Source organism: Mesorhizobium sp. PAMC28654 (assembly GCF_020616515.1).
Classification (GTDB): Bacteria; Pseudomonadota; Alphaproteobacteria; order Rhizobiales; family Rhizobiaceae; genus Mesorhizobium.
The window spans coordinates 423,090-440,228 of the sequence record NZ_CP085135.1 but is presented as its reverse complement, the minus strand read 5'-3'; the positions used below and the strand labels follow the sequence as shown (position 1 = coordinate 440,228).

Sequence of the window (17,139 nt, the reverse complement as noted above, 5' to 3'; positions counted from 1 at the left end):
GATACGCAGCTGTTTTTGACGCGCGGTCGCACAAAGCCGCGAGCGCGTCATTTAGCGTCGCGAAAAACCTTGGGCGCATGCTAAAAGAGACCCGAAGCAGGTTTCGAGGGAGCGGCCGCATGGAAGGCGAGAACAAAAAAACGGCGCGATCGGACCTCGATGAAGCCGCCCTTTACTTCCACAAATACCCGATACCGGGAAAGCTCGAGATTCAGGCGACAAAGCCGCTCGGCAACCAGCGCGATCTGGCGCTCGCCTATTCGCCCGGCGTTGCGGCGCCCTGCCTCGAAATCCGCGATGATCCAGCGACCGCCGCCGACTATACGGCGCGCGCCAATCTGGTCGGCGTGGTTTCCAACGGTTCGGCCGTGCTCGGCCTCGGCAATATCGGTCCGCTCGCGTCCAAGCCGGTGATGGAAGGCAAGGCGGTGCTGTTCAAGAAATTCGCCGGCATCGACGTGTTCGACATCGAGATAGACGCGCCAGGGATCGAGCGCATGGTCGAGACGATCTCGGCGCTTGAGCCGACCTTCGGCGGCATCAATCTCGAGGACATCAAGGCGCCTGAATGCTTCGAGGTCGAGGAGCAGTTGAAGGCCCGTATGGGCATACCGGTGTTCCACGACGACCAGCACGGCACCGCGATCATCGTCGGCGCCGCCGTGCTTAACGGGCTGGAATTCGCCGGCAAGACCCTCTCGGACATCAAGATCGTCACCTCCGGCGCCGGTGCCGCGGCCCTCGCCTGCCTCAACCTCTTGGTCTCGCTGGGTGCCCGCGTCGAAAACATCTGGGTCACCGATCGCTTCGGCGTCGCCTACAAGGGCCGCGTAGACGAGATGGATCGCTGGAAAGACCCTTATGTCAAGGACACCGAAGCACGCACGCTGGCCGACGTGCTGCCGGGAGCCGACGTGTTCCTCGGCCTGTCGGCCGCGGGCGTCCTCAAGCCGGAACTGCTGGCACTCATGGCCTCGAAACCGCTGATCCTGGCGCTGGCCAATCCCAATCCCGAAATCATGCCGGAGGCGGCGCGGGCAGCACGCCCCGACGCGATGATCTGCACCGGCCGCTCCGATTTTCCCAATCAGGTCAACAACGTACTGTGCTTTCCTTACATTTTTCGGGGAGCGCTCGACTGTGGTGCCAAGGCGATCAATGAAGAGATGAAGATGGCGGCGGTCCGCGCCATCGCTGCTCTCGCCCGTGAAGAACCATCCGATGTAGCGGCCCGCGCCTATTCCGGCGAGACGCCGATCTTCGGGCCCGATTTCCTGATCCCCTCACCATTCGATCCGCGCCTTATCCTGCGCATCGCTCCGGCTGTCGCCAAGGCGGCCTGCGAAACCGGTGTCGCCACCCGGCCGATTGCCGACTTTGCCGCCTATATCGACAAGCTAAACCGCTTCGTCTTCCGCTCCGGCCTGGTCATGAAGCCGGTGTTCTCGTCGGCAAAGGCATCCAGCGCCAAGCGCGTCATCTATGCCGATGGCGAGGATGAGCGCGTGCTGCGCGCCGCCCAGGTCGTGCTGGAAGAAGGCATCGCCGAGCCAATCCTGATCGGCCGCCCGCACGTCATCGAGGTGCGGTTGAAGCGTTATGGCCTGCGCATCAAGCCGGGCGTCGATTTCGGCCTGATCAACCCCGAGGACGACCCGCGCTACCGCAACTATGTCGACCTGCTGATCGAGCTTGCGGGCCGGCGTGGGGTCACGACGGAAGCAGCGCGCACCATGGTGCGCACCGACAACACGGTGATCGCCGCGCTCGCCCTGAAACGCGGCGATGCCGACGCCATGATCTGCGGTCTCGAGGGCCGCTTTGCGCGCCATCTGCGCAATGTCACGCTGATCATCGGTCCGCGCGCCGGCATCAAGGATCATGACCTGTCGACGCTATCGATGCTGATCTCGCAGCGCGGCGTCATCTTCCTGACCGACACCTACGTTTCCATCGACCCGACGGCCGAGGAGATCGCCGAGATGACGATTCTCGCGGCCGAGGAGATCAGGCGATTTGGCATTGAGCCAAAAGCCGCCCTGCTCTCATTCTCGGATTTCGGCTCGCGCGATGCACCGAGCGCCCTCAAGATGCGCCACGCGGCGGCGATCCTGGCCCGCATCGCGCCGGACCTGGAATGCGACGGCGAAATGCATGCCGACTCGGCCCTGTCGGAGTCTTTGCGCCAGCGGGTCTATCCGCACTCACGGCTGAAAGGTGAAGCCAATCTTCTGGTGTTCCCCAACCTGGATTCCGCCAACATCACGCTCACGGCCGTGCGAACCATGATGGATGCCCTGCATGTCGGCCCGATCCTGCTCGGCACCGATAAGCCGGCGCACATCCTGACACCATCCGTAACATCGCGCGGCATCGTCAACATGACAGCGCTTGCGGTTGTCGAAGCCGCGCAGAAGGCCCAGGCGACAGTCAGTCTGGGTTGACGCATATCGTCCCCTGGATCGCAAAGGGGCAGCGTCAAGATTAAGAAACAGTTAACTGCGAACGCGGTAGGTTTGGCGGCAAACAGACAGGCGGAGTCGGGGCGGATGACCAGCGGAGGGGGGAAGCAGGCGCATACCGCCATGCTGCTCGGCGCCCTCGTGCTTTCTTGTCTAGCCATATCCCAGGCACAGGCGGCATCCCGCGTCTGCCGCCAGCTCGAAGCCGATCTCGCGGCAACCTCCGGCGGTGGAGGCAAGCCCGCCCTCATCGGCAAATATGATGATGCGATTGCCCGGCAACGCGAGCAGATTTCCAAGGCGCGCAGCCAGTCCAGCAGCGCCGGCTGCGGCTTCTCACTCTTCGGCAGCAATGTCACCGAGTGCGCGGCGCTCAATGCCAGCATCGATCGCATGAATGCCAATCTCGATGCCCTGCAAAGCAAGCGCGCCAGACTTTCTGGCGGCGGCTCTCGCCGTGATCGCGCGCGCCTGCTGGCATCGCTCGACGTCAATGGCTGCAGGGATGGAGCGGTAGCCCCGAAGCGCAACCCCATCGAGGCCTCGAACAACGAAAACGACAAGGGAAATCTGTTCAATCAGCTTTTCGGCGGCGACAGAAGCCAGCTCGAAGCGCTCAACCAACCGGACAACCCAGGCGAACAAAACAACGGCCGCCAGGTGCTCAATCAACCCGCCATGGACTTGCCGCGCTCTGGCGGCGAATTCCGTACAATGTGCGTGCGCACCTGCGACGGCTATTTCTTCCCGATGTCGAACGCGGCTTCGGTCGGCGATTTCGAGCGCGACCAGAAGAATTGCGAATCGAGCTGCCCGGGCACCGAGATGCAGGTCTTCTATTCGCGCGACATGGACGACGATTCGGCGGCCATGACCTCGTCGGCAACCGGACGGCCCTATGGCGAACTGCCGACCGCCTATCTCTACAAGACGCCCAACATATCGCGCCCGCCGGCCTGCGGCTGCAATGCCGCGCGGAATTTCCAGATCATCGCCGGCAATCCGCCAAATCCGGAGCAATCGCAGCCAGTGACGGACGTTACGCCGTTCGTTCCGGTGCCGCCGGCCAAGCCCGATCCGGGCGCCGACCCCGAGACCATGGCGAACGCCGAGGGACGGCTCGACCGCGAAGCAATCAAGCGCCTGACCTTCAAGCCCGCTACCTCGCCCGTCTCGGCGCTGCCGCCGGAACAGCGCAGGATCAGGGTCGTCGGGCCATCGTTCCTTCCCGACCCAGCAGCGGCAATAGATCTGCGAGCTCCGGCCCCGAAGACAGTCCAGTAAGCGCAAGCCTGAGCGGCATGAACAGGGCCTTGCCCTTGCGGCCGGTCGCTTCCCTGACCTTGGCCGTCCAATCCTTCCAGATCGTCGCGGTCCACGGGTCTTCAGGCAGCAGATCGAACGCCTGACGAAGGAAGTCGCGATCATCGTCGGAAAATTCCGGCTGCTCCCGCGGGCCTTCGCGCAGGACGCGCCACCAGCTTGCCGCGTCGGCCAGCCGGTCGAGATTGCCGCGTACAGCCAGCCAGAACGGCTCGGCCTGCTCGCCGGATATGCCGAGCACCATCAGCCGGTCATGCGCATCGGAGAAGGGCATGTGATGGAGCAGCGTCCGGTTCAGAACGAGAAGCTCATCCGGGTCGAACTTGGCTGCCGATTTCGACGTCGCGGCCGGATCAAAGCGTTCGGCGAGCTCGCTCATCGTCGGCACGGCCGTGACATTTTCCGACGTGCCGACCAGCACCGCCAGCGAGGCGACCGCCATCGGTTCGATGCCGCTTTCGCGCAGGCTCTCGATCGACAGCGCACCGGTCCGCTTCGACAATCCCTCGCCCGAGATCGTTGTCAGCAGATTGTGGTGACCGAACACCGGCGGCTCGGCGCCCAGCGCCTTGAATAGCGCTATCTGCACGCCCGTGTTGGTGACGTGGTCGTCACCGCGAATGACATGGCTGATGCCGATGTCGATGTCATCGACCACCGAAGGCAGGGTGTAGAGATAGGTGCCGTCCTCGCGCACCAGAACGGGGTCGGAAAGCGACGCAAGGTCGACGGTTTCCTCGCCGCGAACCAGGTCGTTCCAATGGATTTCCGTGCGTTCCGGCTCCTGCGGATCGCCGATGAAATTGGGCAGCAGGAAGCGCCAGTGCGGCCGGCGGCCATCGGATTGGTACTCGGCGATCTGCTGCGACGTCAGCGTCAACGCCTCCCGGCCGTAGACTGGCGGCAGCCCACGCGTGCGGCGCACCTTGCGCCGCAGGTCAAGCTCTTCCGGTGTTTCGTAGCAGGCGTAGAGAACGCCCTCCTCCTTCAGCTTCTCCATCGCGGCATCGTAGATCTCGAAGCGCCGTGACTGATACTCCGTCGCATCCTGGAAAATTCCCAGCCAATGCAGATCGTAGAGTATGGCGTCGGAGAATTCCTGCTTCGAGCGCGCAAGGTCAGTATCGTCGAAGCGCTGGATGAAGCGGCCTTTGTTCTTCATGGCAAACAGCCAGTTGAACAAGGCGGTGCGCGCATTGCCGATATGAATGCGGCCTGTGGGCGAAGGGGCGAAACGTACGGTAACTGTCATGAGCGGGGCGTACCGGATGCTTTTGTTGTTGACAAGACGCGCCCCCGCGCCGAGCGGCAGACATAGAACATGCCGGACGGAATGAAAAGGCTACAGCGCCGCGCTGGATGCGCGGCGCTGAGTTGAGGTCGATCAGATCACCAGGCCCTTGGTCAGTTCCAGCGCCTGGCGCTCGAACAGGCGACGGTAAATGCCGCCCTTCAGCCGGATCAGCTCGTCATGCGAGCCTTCTTCGACGATGCGGCCACGATCGAACACCAACAGCCGGTCGAGCGCCCTCACCGTCGAAAGCCGATGCGCGATGACCAATGTCGTGCGACCGACCATCAGGCGCTCCATCGCCTGCTGGATCAGCACTTCCGATTCCGAATCGAGGCTTGATGTCGCCTCGTCCAGGATCAGGATGCGTGCATCGGCCAGGAACGCGCGTGCAATCGCCACGCGCTGGCGTTCGCCGCCCGACAGTTTCACGCCGCGTTCGCCGACCAGCGTGCCATAGCCCTTCGGCAGGTTGACGATGAAGTCATGGGCACTGGCAAGCCGCGCGGCATGTTCGATCTCCGCCTGGCTGGCGTCCGGCCGGGCATAGGCGATATTCTCCGCCAGCGACCGGTGGAACAGGATCGGTTCCTGCTGGACGATGGCGATCTGCCCGCGCAGCGACGCCTGCGCCACCCCGGAAATATCCTGTCCGTCGACAAGAATTTGCCCGGCGTTCACGTCATAGAGCCGCTGTATCAGCTTGACGAAGGTCGTCTTGCCCGAACCGGAGTGACCGACCAGTCCGACCCTTTCCCCCGGAGCTATGTCCACCGAGAAGTCGCGATAAAGCGGCGACCGGTGGCTGCCATAGTGGAAGGTGACATTGTCAAAGGTGATATGGCCGTCGGTGATCCGGATCGGCTTCGCGCCGGGTTGGTCCTCGATGCCCAGCGGTTCGGACTGGAAATCGACGAGTTCCTCCATGTCATTGATCGAGCGCTGCAAATTGCGGATGTGCGTGCCGATGTCGCGCAGATAGCCTTGCAACACGAAGAACGAGGTCAGCACGAATGCGACATCGCCGGCGCTTGCTTGCCCCCATGACCACAGCAGAAGGACAAGGCCGATCACCGCCACTCTGAGCAGCAATAGCATTGTTCCCTGCGTCGTGCCGTTGACGGTGCCGCGCACCCAGGTTCGCCTTGTGCGGCCGCGCCATTTGGCGACAACCTTGGCAAGGCGGGCTTCCTCACGCGTCTCGGCGCCAAAACCCTTCACCACCGCATTGCAACTGACGGCGTCGGCGAGCGAGCCACCCATGCGCGTATCCCAGGTGTTGGCAAGCCGTGCCGCCGGGGCGACATAGCCCAAGGAAAGCATCGCTGTGACGATGATGAAGAGTACCGAGCCAGCCGCGACCACAACGCCCATCATCGGCCAGAACCAACCGAGGAGCACTGTCGAGCCAACCAGCATCACCAGCGAAGGAAACAGGGCGATAAGGATCGTGTCGTTGAGCAGGTCGAGTGCCCACATACCGCGCGTCACCTTGCGCACGGTCGAGCCGGCGAAGCTGTTGGCGTGCCAGTCGGTGGAAAAGCGCTGAACGCGGTGGAAGGCGTCGGCGGCAATATCCGCCATCATCTTCAGGGTCAGATCGGTGATCCCGATGAAGGCGAGATTGCGCAGCACGACGCCGGTCAGCGCCAATGCCACCAACATCGAGAACGCCGCCATCGCGGCATTCCATGCCACCTCGTCCGCGGACGCACTGCTGGCAACGGCGTCGACCAGCCTGCCGGAATAGAGCGGCGTCATCACGTCGGCCAACGTCGACAACATGAAGGTGCCCATGATGAGCGAAAGCCGCCAGGGCTGGCGCCGCCAATGGGTGAGCGTGAAGCCAAGAACGCTACGAAAGGCGCTGGCGCGCAGATCGATTCGAAAACGAGCCATGATGTCATTCGGGCGCAAAAGAGCCCGGTCCCATTAAGTTCGAAAATTGAAGAACCGCGAAAAGGCTAAGGATTGCCTAGAATGCGGAGTGGCGTATTTGGCGACTCGCCCGTAATCGGGCGGCGACCGGCATCGGCATAAGCCTGTTCTCAATCCGGCTCGCGCACGAAGGCATGACCTTCGTGGTACGCCGGTGGAGACCTAAGCTTCGCGGCCTCGCATTACCATTTCAAATACTGCCATTCGGACCTCCCGCAAAGAATCGCGGAGACGCTTTTATAGAGATTCCTCCGGGCATCGCCAAGACGAGCGCACGCCAAAAGTGCAACTGTGCCAACCATTGAGATTGTTTTGCAACAACGACGGGTTGTACACCGTCGTCGCGGTCCTCACTCCGGAACGCGATCGAACCGCATGTAGCGGCCATCCATAGAGGGCTTGAAGCCGAGCTTTTCGTAAAGCCCGTGCGCATCGCTGGTCGATAGGCTCCAGTGGCAGACACTCCTGAGATCCGGATGGTCGATGAGGGCTCGAACCATGCGCATTCCTATGCCCTGCCCGCGATGTTCGGGCCAGACGATGATATCGGCGAGATAGGCGAACACCGTGCGGTCTGTGATCGCCCGGCCGAAACCGACCTGGCCTCCGTCGATGTAGGCGCCGACGGAAAGCGAATTGGCAAAGGCGCGGCGATGGATGTCATCGGTGCGCCCGGCGCCCCAGTAGCTTGCCATCAACCTGTCGGATGTCACCCGGAAATCGATGCGGAAAACGTCGAAGCTGATTTCATAGTCGGACATGGCACACCCTCATCCGGACGGAAGGCTCGGCTGGACGCTTGAGAAAGCGCCTATCCGCGATCCCTGAACCGGTTGGTGATCGGATAGCGGCGGTCGCGACCAAAATTCTTCCTGGTGATCTTCACTCCGGGTGCGGCCTGCCGGCGCTTGTACTCGGCTATGTAGAGCAGATGCTCGATGCGCGTAACCGTCGCCCGGTCGTGGCCGCGCGCGACGATGTCGTCGACGCCCATCTCGTTTTCGACCAGGCATTCGAGGATGTCGTCGAGCACCGGATAGGGCGGCAGTGAATCCTGGTCGGTCTGGTTCTCGCGCAACTCCGCCGATGGCGCCTTGTCGATGATGTTGCTCGGGATCACTTCGCCCGAGGGACCTAGCGCACCCGGCGGCACATGCGAATTGCGCCAGCGCGACAGCGCGTAGACCTGCATCTTGTAGAGGTCCTTGATCGGATTGAAGCCGCCATTCATGTCGCCATAGAGCGTGGCGTAGCCGACCGACATTTCGCTCTTGTTGCCGGTGGTGACGACCATCGAGCCGAACTTGTTGGAGATCGCCATCAGGATGGTGCCGCGCGCACGACTTTGCAGGTTCTCCTCGGTAATGCCTTCCTTGGTGCCCTCGAAAAGCTGCGTCAGCGCATGCATGAACCCTTCGACCGGCTCGAAGATCGGCACGATGTCATAGCGGCAGCCGAGCGCGCGGGCGCAGTCCTCGGCGTCCTTCAACGAATCCTTCGACGTATAGCGATAGGGCATCATCACGGCCCGCAGCCGCTCCTCGCCAAGCGCATCGACGGCAAGTGCGGCGCAGATCGCCGAATCGATACCGCCGGACAGGCCGAGCACGACATTCTTGAAGCCGTTCTTGTTGACGTAGTCGCGCAGTCCCAGCATGCAGGCGCGGTAGTCGGCCTCCTCCTTGTCCGGGATTTTGGACATCGGTCCTTCCGAACAGACCCAATGATCGGCTTGTCTCTTCCAGGTGGTGACGTCGACGGCTTCCTCGAACTGGCTCATCTGGAAGGCCAGCGTCTTGTCGGCACCGATGGCGAAGGACGCACCGTCGAAGATCAGTTCGTCCTGGCCGCCAAGCTGGTTGGCATAGATGATCGGCAACCCGCACTCGATAACCTGTCGAATGACAACCTGGTGCCGAACGTCGATCTTGGCGCGATAATAGGGCGAGCCGTTCGGCACCAGCAGGATCTCCGCCCCGCTCTCGGCCAGCGTTTCGCAGATGGCGACATCGCCCCAGATATCCTCGCAGATCGGAATTCCCAGCCTTACGCCGCGGAAATTGACCGGCCCCTGGATCTCCGGCCCGGCCTGGAAGACGCGCTTCTCGTCGAATTCACCGTAGTTCGGCAGGTCGAGCTTGTAGCGCTCGGCAAGGATCTTGCCGCCGTCTGCAACAATGATCGAATTGTGCGTCCCGCTCTTGCGCTTCAATGGCGTGCCGATGATGACGCCCGGCCCGCCATCGGCGGTATCCCCGGCAAAATCTTCCGCCGCCCGCTCGCACGCCCTGAGGAACGCCGGCTTCAGCACCAGATCCTCTGGCGGATAACCGGCAAGGAAAAGCTCGGTGAAGAGGACGATGTCCGCGCCCTGGCGGGCGGCATCCGCCCTCGCCTCGCGCGCCTTGGCGAGGTTGCCGGCAATATCGCCGACAGTCGGATTGAGCTGGGCGACAGCGATGCGCAGGATATCGGGAGCGGTCTTCTTGGTCATGTCAGCGGGTTTAGCGCGGCGGAATTCGCCGGGCAATGGCGTTCGTTTGGACCACCCGGACAGATCGAAGGAATGTCGATCGCGGCCTACTCGCCCATATATTCGCGCAGCGATTCCGGCGAATGGTTCTCGCCGATCGACATCGCCAGGATCCGCGAAATATGCCGGCGCGACAGGCCGGTTTCCGCTGCCCAGACGTCGACCTGGGCCTGGATCTTGTCAAGGTCCTTCTTCGACGTCGGGCTTTCGGCGATGTCGAGACCGGCGTCGCGCAGCGCGGCCGACATATCGCCTGAAATGAGAAAGGCGTCCCAGTTCAGCCAGCGCAGAAAATACTGGCCGGTATTGCCGCCGAGGCGGCTGCCATGCTTGCCCAGATAGGCCATCAGCCCGACCTGATCATCAGCCGGCCATTGCGCAAGGAACTTGCCAAATCCGCCATGCTCCTTCGACACACGCTCGACGAAGGCAGCGTTATCACGAACGGATTTGATCTTCTGCGGATTGCGCACGATGCGCTTGTCGGCGGTCAGATCGTGCCAGAAATCATCGGGCTGGAACAACAAACGCTTCGGCTCGAAGCCTAGAAACGCTTCCTCGAAGCCAGGCCATTTCTGCTCAATAACCCGACAACAGTCAATTGAACATCATGCATTCATTGGTTTCCGACGCAATCCAGCGAGCGCCGAAAGGCCAACATGGCGGTCATCATTCGAACGGATTCCGACCTGTCGCCCGGCTTCTTGATTAAACCGATTGTCATGAAACGCCTGCTTGTGGGCAACGTCCGGTGGCGCATTCTCGGTTTGAAGCGCAAGCTGCGGCCACGATTGAGGAAAGAATATATTCCTATACATGCCGACTTCCGACATATAGAAAATAACAATCCTTGAATAGAAACGAACAATCCCTTGTTTTGACCTCGCATCATAAAAACATTCCCGTAGCGATTAATAGAAATTCAAACAATCTTTTTTTGATTATAGAATCATGTAGACGAACTATACATTTCTGATGGGGTTGAAACGCCCGAGCCGCTTCTCTAAATGCCCAAACATCGCAAACAAGCGATGCAAACAAGGGCACAGTAAAATGCAAAACGAAATGATCAAACCTGAAATCGAAAAGTTCGAACAGGAACTCATATCACCGGAGCGAGCAAAACAGCTTCTTTCAATTCCAGGCAACAAGCGCCAGATAAATCGCAATGCCGTTCGGCTCTATGCAGCCGATATGAAGGAGGGAAGGTGGGATTCTTCCATCGTATCAAACAATACGATACGTCTGCTCTCGTCCACGAGTTGCGTAATTGACGGACAGCACAGACTCAAAGCAATTGAACGTTCCGGACGATCCCAGTATTTCTGGATTGTTCGTGACGAAGACGATACAAAAGCAAGTCACGTGGATGTGGGCGTTCGAAGAACTCCAGCGCATATGGCGACTATCGCCGGCTTCAGCAAACCCAACAAGTGCGTGCAAGTTGCACGCCTCGTAGCTTTCCTGTGCGGCGAGCATTCAAGCGTAACGCTTGGAAGCTCAAAGATCTCAGACATTCTGAATGCCCATCCAGATATCGAATCCGCCATTAGAGATTTCTGGAGAGAGACGGATTTTCCCGCACGATTTACCGTCGCATTTTGCTATGCCCTTCAACAACTGTCACAGGGGCAAAGCGATGCAGAGGAAGGCGTCCAGAAAGTTTTTCAGGCCCTGATTGGAAATTCGAAAGAGCCGGAAGGAAACCCGTTCAACAGACTTTATGAATATTTTGCATCTTCGCCGGGACGATACAATGACGGCGTACTTTGCAAATATCTCATGAAGGCATGGAACGACTCCAATTCAGGGAAAGACTGGCCAGATATAGATAACTTGGCCAAGATTGATTCGGAGATTCAGGGCTTGAACAAGCAATTTTTGTTTGGCCTATGAAAACCATTGGGAGTGCGTTAGCGCAAAGCAGGCGCACTCCGATCATTCGCCAGTTTGATGGTTGGCTACGCACCTAATTTTCCTAGTGTATCTTGACGCCCCACTTTGCAATTACACATAAGAAGCCGTTGGTGTTGCCCCCTTTCAAAACTCACCTTTCGGTTCAGGCTCAACGGTAACAGAAATTGTCCCAATCTGCTCAAATACTGTCAGCGATTCCCCGTGGGTTGTATTCCCTTTGTAGACTATAGATACACCACTCATTTGCGTCGGCTCAGGCTCAAAAGAGGAAATATCGTAATGGTTCAAAAGTATTTTTGCAAAATCTCTGTCAGATATATTATCATATATATCGAAGAAGCATGGATTCAAATTCATTCTAACAACAATATCATTCCTAAGATCAAATGTTCCACACCGTTCATGTGATTTTCCGATAGCTTGTATTTGCGGATCACCTGCAAAATCATCTTCTGTCGTCACAAGTTTTCCCTCAAGAGCTTTTACCACATCCCCCCTGCTCTGCCCCAAGAAGGTGCCCCGCCAAGAGGTATGGTCGCCATCGGCCGCAAAAGACAACGTACCGATGCTGACCAAAGATACCGCCAGCACTATTTTGGTCGTGAAATTCAACAACGCCATTTTTGCCTCCGTCTCTCGTGCAGCCTTGACGCCCAATTCCATAGCCGAGTGGGGGCGGCTGCTCAATGAGGAAACCGTAATTTATTACGGATTTATGACGCTTTAGACGGACATTGTTCGGTTCACGGCTAGAGGATGGCAGCGCAATGCTGCGCTATGTTAGCGACCAAAAACTTCGGTACGATTCTAAGGGAACTCCGCAAGTTGCGAGAGCTCACGCAGGACGATTTGGCGCTCCGGACGGATAGGTCTGTTGACTCCGTCTCCCAATGGGAAAGAGGACTGAATTGGCCAAATTTCGAGACACTTGTGCGTCTTGGCAGAGCGCTTGATGTCCCTGTAAGGGTTTTCTTTCAGGAGGGCGATATGGCGCAATCTGAGCAACGGGCGACGCTTGAAATTCAAGCCGGCTTGATACTCTCGGGACTCAGTGACCGGGATTTGAATGTTGCTATTGAACAGCTAAAGGCTTTGGCAAAAAGAACCCGTTCGGCATGATAGGGCGAGGCCCTCCACGACAGGTCGTCCTAGGCCCCAGTCCGACTAGCAGCGAATAGCCCTTGACACGGCTCTCGGCCTCTACCGGCACGTAAATTTAATTGTAGGTAGGAGCTGACCCATCTGTTCTAAACTCAAGAAGGTACCCATTCCTTTTTTTGTCAATCGCCTGACAGTTTATATTCGTGGGACCTAAGTTCGGATTACTGTAAGAACAACTTCCCTGTATTTTCTCAGTCGACGGCTCAACGCCTTTGATACCTAGATTAAATATAAGATGGTCGACAGTTTGCAGCTGGGAATTTTCATCCGGCTTCACACCTTCCATTCCGCTGAACGTCACCGCAACTCCCTTGTCACCGACAGTTACGGTAAAACCAGTCCGTCCAGACCGGTATATTGATTGCATAATTAGACCATTACAATCTACCGAAAAGTTCCTCCCGGAAACTATCAGCCTCTCGCATTTTCCCTTGAGCGTTACGAAACCCCTCATCTCATCAGCAGCCACCGGCGAAGGCAAACTTGCAACAGCTATTGATGCAGACATTAGCATTCTTAGGAACACAAGCGACCTCCTGTTCAGGCATCCAGCTATAGAAGCCCGCCTCCGACGAAAAGCCGAAACATCGAGACAAGAAGGACAACGATATTGATGTTTCGGCCCGTCGTATTTTTAGAAAACAGCCCCAATACGAGACCAATCACCGCCACGGGTATCACGAGCCAATTCAACCATCCTACAAGTGGTATGAACGCAACAAGCGCCGCAATGAGCGCCAGGATCCCGATCAGTGCAGAAATGGCATTCACTGCTGTACCCTTCCCTCGCTCAGCTTAATCAAACACGCTGGCATCATAAGACGATACGATATCGGCGATCACCGAATTCATCGGCGATCCGTGTCTGTAGTATTTTAGCATCTGATTTCTGGCCCCTTTCGGTGCAGCCCGGGAACCCACAGCCGCTGACCATGCAAGCCAATCTGACTTGCCTTCCCGCAGGTGTTCAGTCCGTAGCTCGGGCAGCCCAAAATTCGAAGTTGGAATCTCCAGTAACTTCGCAACAGTAATGGGGGTCGACTGCGGGTGCACAATCAGTTTGGCTATGATTGCGCCCGCCTTTTTTGTTCTTAATAGATAATCGTCTAAAATCATGGCGATCCAAAACAATTGAAATTCTGGAACAAATGCGGCTTTATTCAAAAAACCTAAAACAGCCTCAGCCAAATATTCCCGATCCGATATATGTTTGCAGAAACTATAAAGGCTTTTCGATAGATTCGGAAAATCCCCCAAAAGATCATCAAATCTCGCCAATACGTCAGACGAATGCTCGCCCATAAGCGTAAGTATTAACTCTGCATCTTCCTCCTCCAGATGTGGTTCCTTCAACATTTCTTGTAGACGGGCAACCTCTTTGCCCGTCAGATTACGAACGACTCCAAGCGTTTCCTTTTCGTCGTCGTCGTCATCTTGTGAATAGCCCTTTGAAATCACCGAGCGCCTCTTCCTGAGCAGGCCTCTTTTAACATCGTCAACGGTAACGGCGACATCCTGCTCTTCCTCCGAAGTTTTCGTCTTTGCAGAATTAATAGACAATCCCCGTTGTCCAAGTAAGTCCTGAATCAAGTAGAAATCGGAGAGCAAGTCAGACTTATTATCAGAGAAAATGACTATGTCGTCCATAAACCTGATTAACTTTGGTGATTTTAGACGAACCGAATTATCAATGAATTTCAAAAAATCGTTACCGATCATTTTTGTAGGATACAGGCCTTGCGGAAGGCAATCAATGCTTCGGCCAGACTTGATTTCTCGCAAAAATCGTCCAAGGAGAACAACATCATCTCCAGAAAACCCCCGATCTTCAGCCCATTCCGGCAAATCATGATGATAAATGGAGTTGAAATAGGAGGAAATATCAAACGATAGACTATGCTCAAACTTAGCTGAATACTCGCTTTTTGCGCCTTTGAAGCCCCTGTAGGAGAAAGTGGGGCTCAGCGGTGCGCCCTCTCTAAATGTATAGCCGTAGCACTCTCGCTCAGTTGAGATGGCACCTCTTATCAAACCTCGATTTCGGAACATGAAATCGTAGATAAAAGCCTCTGCGACCGGGTCCAACTTCACCGTTCTTCTCTGGTGCCAACCTGCCTTTAGCGCTGACACGTTTCGCTGCGGCAGAAAGGCCGCTTTTTCAACGGCTTCTGCGGCAGAGAGCCCGAAGTCCCGCAATTGGTCGAAGCCAAATTCCGCCAGAAATCGATTGGTTTTTAACGGGAAGAGCGTCTGCCCATAGTCGTTTAGAAAGAAAGCCCGTGCATCGGCAATATTGCGACGCCACGGGGTTGATGGTCTCTTCCCGGTGCCCATCTTTTTTCGTCCCCCCAGCGCATCACTAGACGTAGGTCATAAAACCAAATCGCTCAAGCCGATGAATGATGTCCCTCCCAACGTGAGGTTCCCCACCCTACCCCATTGCGTCTACCCCGGCACTAACTCGATTAGCCAACTGCAGGTTTGTGGTCGAACACCACCCCAATTTTCAACTGGGAACAGCGCCAATTCTATCCCTTGTAAGCGTCATAAGCCTTGACCTGAACGTCCTAGTGAAATTCCACCGTTCCCCGCTTCCCAGCTCATGTGCCTACTCCGGTCCTCCTTTGTTGGCTTCAAAGTTTCGGCGGCCTTTCGCACGTGCCAACGAAGACGCTCAAACGAACCGGTATCAAGAGCACGTTGCCCCGACAGCATGCTACTGAAAAAGACTGCTGCACATGTTCCTTCTATTTGCAGACGATGAAACCCAACCTTTTCGTCGAAGGGAAGATGGCCGTCAAAAAGCCGCTTAACGCACTGGGACGCATAGGCGTTCGCAACTATGATAATTTCGGGTTGCAACCTGCGGATTGTCGTCTCGAACAGACTTTCAAGGCTATCCTTCAATCGGGTTTTCCCTTTTAGATAACTTAGCGTCTTCTTCTGATTAGTTTTCCGAACAGGATAAATATCAAGATGAGCCCAAGCCATTTTCACCTCTTGAGCAACGAGTTGCATTGGCTTGAAGTAATAAAGATCCTTCATAAAACGACCTTGAATCTCTGCCATTTGCGGTAAACGTTCGCCTTGAAAACCTTTCCACTTGTAAAACTCCGATACGTCGATACCCAAAGCTCGCTTTGCCGCTTCCTTCTCACTGAATGATGGATTGAATCCCACAAACAGCAAATCTGACTTGCCACGATCCGGATAAAAAAGAGGTGCGAGCGCCCCCTCCTCGTTTGGCGGAATGTGCTCTTGCCATATCTCCAGTATTCTTGCGTTTAGAACATCCCAGACCAACCTGCATTCCTCCCATCAGCTCGGGATTGAACTGGCTTTGCGGGTTCATTATCATCCAATCTCCCGGCGCAAACAGTTAGTTCAATGGAGGCCATCAGGTGCCATTGGGGCCATATTCTGGTGACGCAGCTATAGGCGTTCTCGATATGGGATTCCGCAAAAGTGAACGATCTTTTGAGCGGATCGATGATTTGCTCGCATCAATGCATCTTGAATAGCGGCAATTGCGACGCCGGCTTCTGCGCACGGGCCGACAATAATGCCTTGGATAAGCTCATCGACAGTAACCGCCCGGTCATCATTGAACTTCTCTCCATTGACTGGAATCTTGTATATAGATTGCGGCATTCCATTCAAAGCAATCTGCACCTTGGTCTTCTCCATATCTTTAGACGGGTTCAAATCAGGAAGGTAAATTAGCCTCCACTCGTTCTCTTCCGAAAACCCCGGATGCTTTATTGTAGCCAATAAAACTTGGAACATTCCGAATAGATGATTTCTAAAATATTCGAAACTTCCGCTGGATATCTCCTCCTTATTTTCAACCATGATATCCCGTCTTCTATTTAGATCCTCAAAAAGCCCATCCATTTTTGGATACTGCACCGGATACCCTTGAATGCCATAGGGCCCAGACCCATCCCTTATGACCGCCGCTTTTCGAAGGACAATCGAAACGGCTACGTCTGCACCGCCGTACCCTCTCCACATAGACAAGCGTCCGTTTGCATCGTCTTCAATGTCGTGTTGGGCAAGGCATGAAATGTAAGTTCTGTTATAAATGGCCGGTAAATGTCCATCCAATAGCTTGCTGACGAAATCAAAGGCACCTTCATGACAATTCTCGCAAGCTAATCGAAATGCGTCTCGCCGCTTTTCGTCTCTAAAATACTCCTGAATACACCACTTCGCATAGTCGATTTCGCTAAAATCATTCATGCATCTGGCGTTTCTCATCCACACTTCTTTCTTTTCCAGCATATCAAGGAGAACTTTTGCAGACGTATAGTGAGCGAGTGTAATGAGGTCATTATTCTTTAGAAGGCTGTAGCGTTCCAGCAAGGGACCCAGAAAGAGCTTCCGGAGGGCACCTTCATCGCTTTGCGATTTTGCGCTGTCCAAATCCGCCCCCATGAACCAATAGCCCCTGCTCTTGTGGGAAAGACTGGACTTGCCCCGAAAAAGTGGAGAGTTTCCTTCTGATGAAAGGC

The 17,139-nt window shown here is 56.3% G+C and carries 13 protein-coding genes and 2 pseudogenes; 6 read left to right on the top strand and 9 right to left on the bottom strand.

Annotated features, from left to right (window positions below; all coding sequences use genetic code 11):
- Nucleotides 1–119 precede the first annotated feature (119 nt).
- Together LGH82_RS02090 and LGH82_RS02085 are read left to right on the top strand one after the other, a co-directional pair.
- On the top strand, nucleotides 120–2,444 hold the full coding sequence (locus LGH82_RS02090; protein WP_227347091.1) for an NADP-dependent malic enzyme: 2,325 nt from the start codon (nucleotides 120–122) through the stop codon (nucleotides 2,442–2,444).
- A gap of 105 nt (nucleotides 2,445–2,549) precedes the next feature.
- The gene (locus LGH82_RS02085; protein WP_227347090.1) at nucleotides 2,550–3,746 is read left to right on the top strand and encodes a DUF2865 domain-containing protein; all 1,197 of its coding nucleotides are present in this window, start codon (nucleotides 2,550–2,552) and stop codon (nucleotides 3,744–3,746) included.
- Here LGH82_RS02085 and gltX read toward each other — a convergent pair.
- The 5 genes and pseudogenes from gltX to LGH82_RS02060 all read right to left on the bottom strand — a co-directional run.
- Nucleotides 3,664–5,037, bottom strand: coding sequence for a glutamate--tRNA ligase (gene gltX / locus LGH82_RS02080; protein WP_227347089.1), 1,374 nt, complete (start codon nucleotides 5,035–5,037; stop codon nucleotides 3,664–3,666). The genes LGH82_RS02085 and gltX overlap by 83 nt on opposite strands.
- A gap of 132 nt (nucleotides 5,038–5,169) precedes the next feature.
- Nucleotides 5,170–6,975 carry an ABC transporter ATP-binding protein gene (locus LGH82_RS02075; protein ID WP_227347088.1) on the bottom strand — a complete coding sequence of 602 codons (1,806 nt, stop codon included), beginning with the start codon at nucleotides 6,973–6,975 and terminating at the stop codon, nucleotides 5,170–5,172.
- 389 nt (nucleotides 6,976–7,364) lie between these two features.
- Nucleotides 7,365–7,775 carry a GNAT family N-acetyltransferase gene (locus LGH82_RS02070; protein ID WP_227347087.1) on the bottom strand — a complete coding sequence of 137 codons (411 nt, stop codon included), beginning with the start codon at nucleotides 7,773–7,775 and terminating at the stop codon, nucleotides 7,365–7,367.
- A gap of 50 nt (nucleotides 7,776–7,825) precedes the next feature.
- Nucleotides 7,826–9,508 carry an NAD+ synthase gene (locus LGH82_RS02065; protein ID WP_227347086.1) on the bottom strand — a complete coding sequence of 561 codons (1,683 nt, stop codon included), beginning with the start codon at nucleotides 9,506–9,508 and terminating at the stop codon, nucleotides 7,826–7,828.
- Nucleotides 9,509–9,594: 86 nt separating this feature from the next.
- Nucleotides 9,595–10,137: pseudogene (locus LGH82_RS02060) on the bottom strand (DNA-3-methyladenine glycosylase I); the annotation flags it as partial.
- 69 nt (nucleotides 10,138–10,206) lie between these two features.
- Here LGH82_RS02060 and LGH82_RS02055 point away from each other — a divergent pair.
- Nucleotides 10,207–10,401, top strand: coding sequence for a hypothetical protein (locus tag LGH82_RS02055; RefSeq protein WP_227347085.1), 195 nt, complete (start codon nucleotides 10,207–10,209; stop codon nucleotides 10,399–10,401).
- A 199-nt stretch (nucleotides 10,402–10,600) separates the two neighbouring features.
- Nucleotides 10,601–11,443 (top strand): hypothetical protein, encoded by an 843-nt coding sequence (locus tag LGH82_RS02050; RefSeq protein WP_227347084.1) that lies wholly within the window; start codon nucleotides 10,601–10,603, stop codon nucleotides 11,441–11,443.
- A gap of 144 nt (nucleotides 11,444–11,587) precedes the next feature.
- Here the strand turns inward: LGH82_RS02050 and LGH82_RS02045 are convergent, their stop codons facing one another.
- A complete protein-coding gene (locus tag LGH82_RS02045) occupies nucleotides 11,588–12,085 on the bottom strand; it encodes a hypothetical protein (RefSeq protein ID WP_227347083.1) in 498 nt (165 codons plus the stop codon).
- Nucleotides 12,086–12,220: 135 nt separating this feature from the next.
- Here LGH82_RS02045 and LGH82_RS33540 point away from each other — a divergent pair.
- Together LGH82_RS33540 and LGH82_RS33220 are read left to right on the top strand one after the other, a co-directional pair.
- Nucleotides 12,221–12,421 (top strand): annotated as a pseudogene (locus LGH82_RS33540) (helix-turn-helix domain-containing protein); the annotation flags it as partial.
- A gap of 30 nt (nucleotides 12,422–12,451) precedes the next feature.
- Nucleotides 12,452–12,583 carry a hypothetical protein gene (locus LGH82_RS33220; protein ID WP_264484354.1) on the top strand — a complete coding sequence of 44 codons (132 nt, stop codon included), beginning with the start codon at nucleotides 12,452–12,454 and terminating at the stop codon, nucleotides 12,581–12,583.
- A gap of 837 nt (nucleotides 12,584–13,420) precedes the next feature.
- On the opposite strand, the gene drt5 is transcribed toward LGH82_RS33220, so the two are convergent.
- From drt5 to LGH82_RS02025, 3 genes are all read right to left on the bottom strand, one after another.
- Nucleotides 13,421–14,959 (bottom strand): antiviral reverse transcriptase Drt5, encoded by a 1,539-nt coding sequence (drt5, locus tag LGH82_RS02035; protein ID WP_227347082.1) that lies wholly within the window; start codon nucleotides 14,957–14,959, stop codon nucleotides 13,421–13,423.
- 210 nt (nucleotides 14,960–15,169) lie between these two features.
- Nucleotides 15,170–15,928, bottom strand: coding sequence for a hypothetical protein (locus LGH82_RS02030; RefSeq protein WP_227347081.1), 759 nt, complete (start codon nucleotides 15,926–15,928; stop codon nucleotides 15,170–15,172).
- Nucleotides 15,929–16,057: 129 nt separating this feature from the next.
- Complete coding sequence (locus LGH82_RS02025) at nucleotides 16,058–17,050, bottom strand: DUF2971 domain-containing protein (protein WP_227347080.1); 993 nt, start codon at nucleotides 17,048–17,050, stop codon at nucleotides 16,058–16,060.
- Between the last annotated feature and the right edge of the window lie 89 nt (nucleotides 17,051–17,139).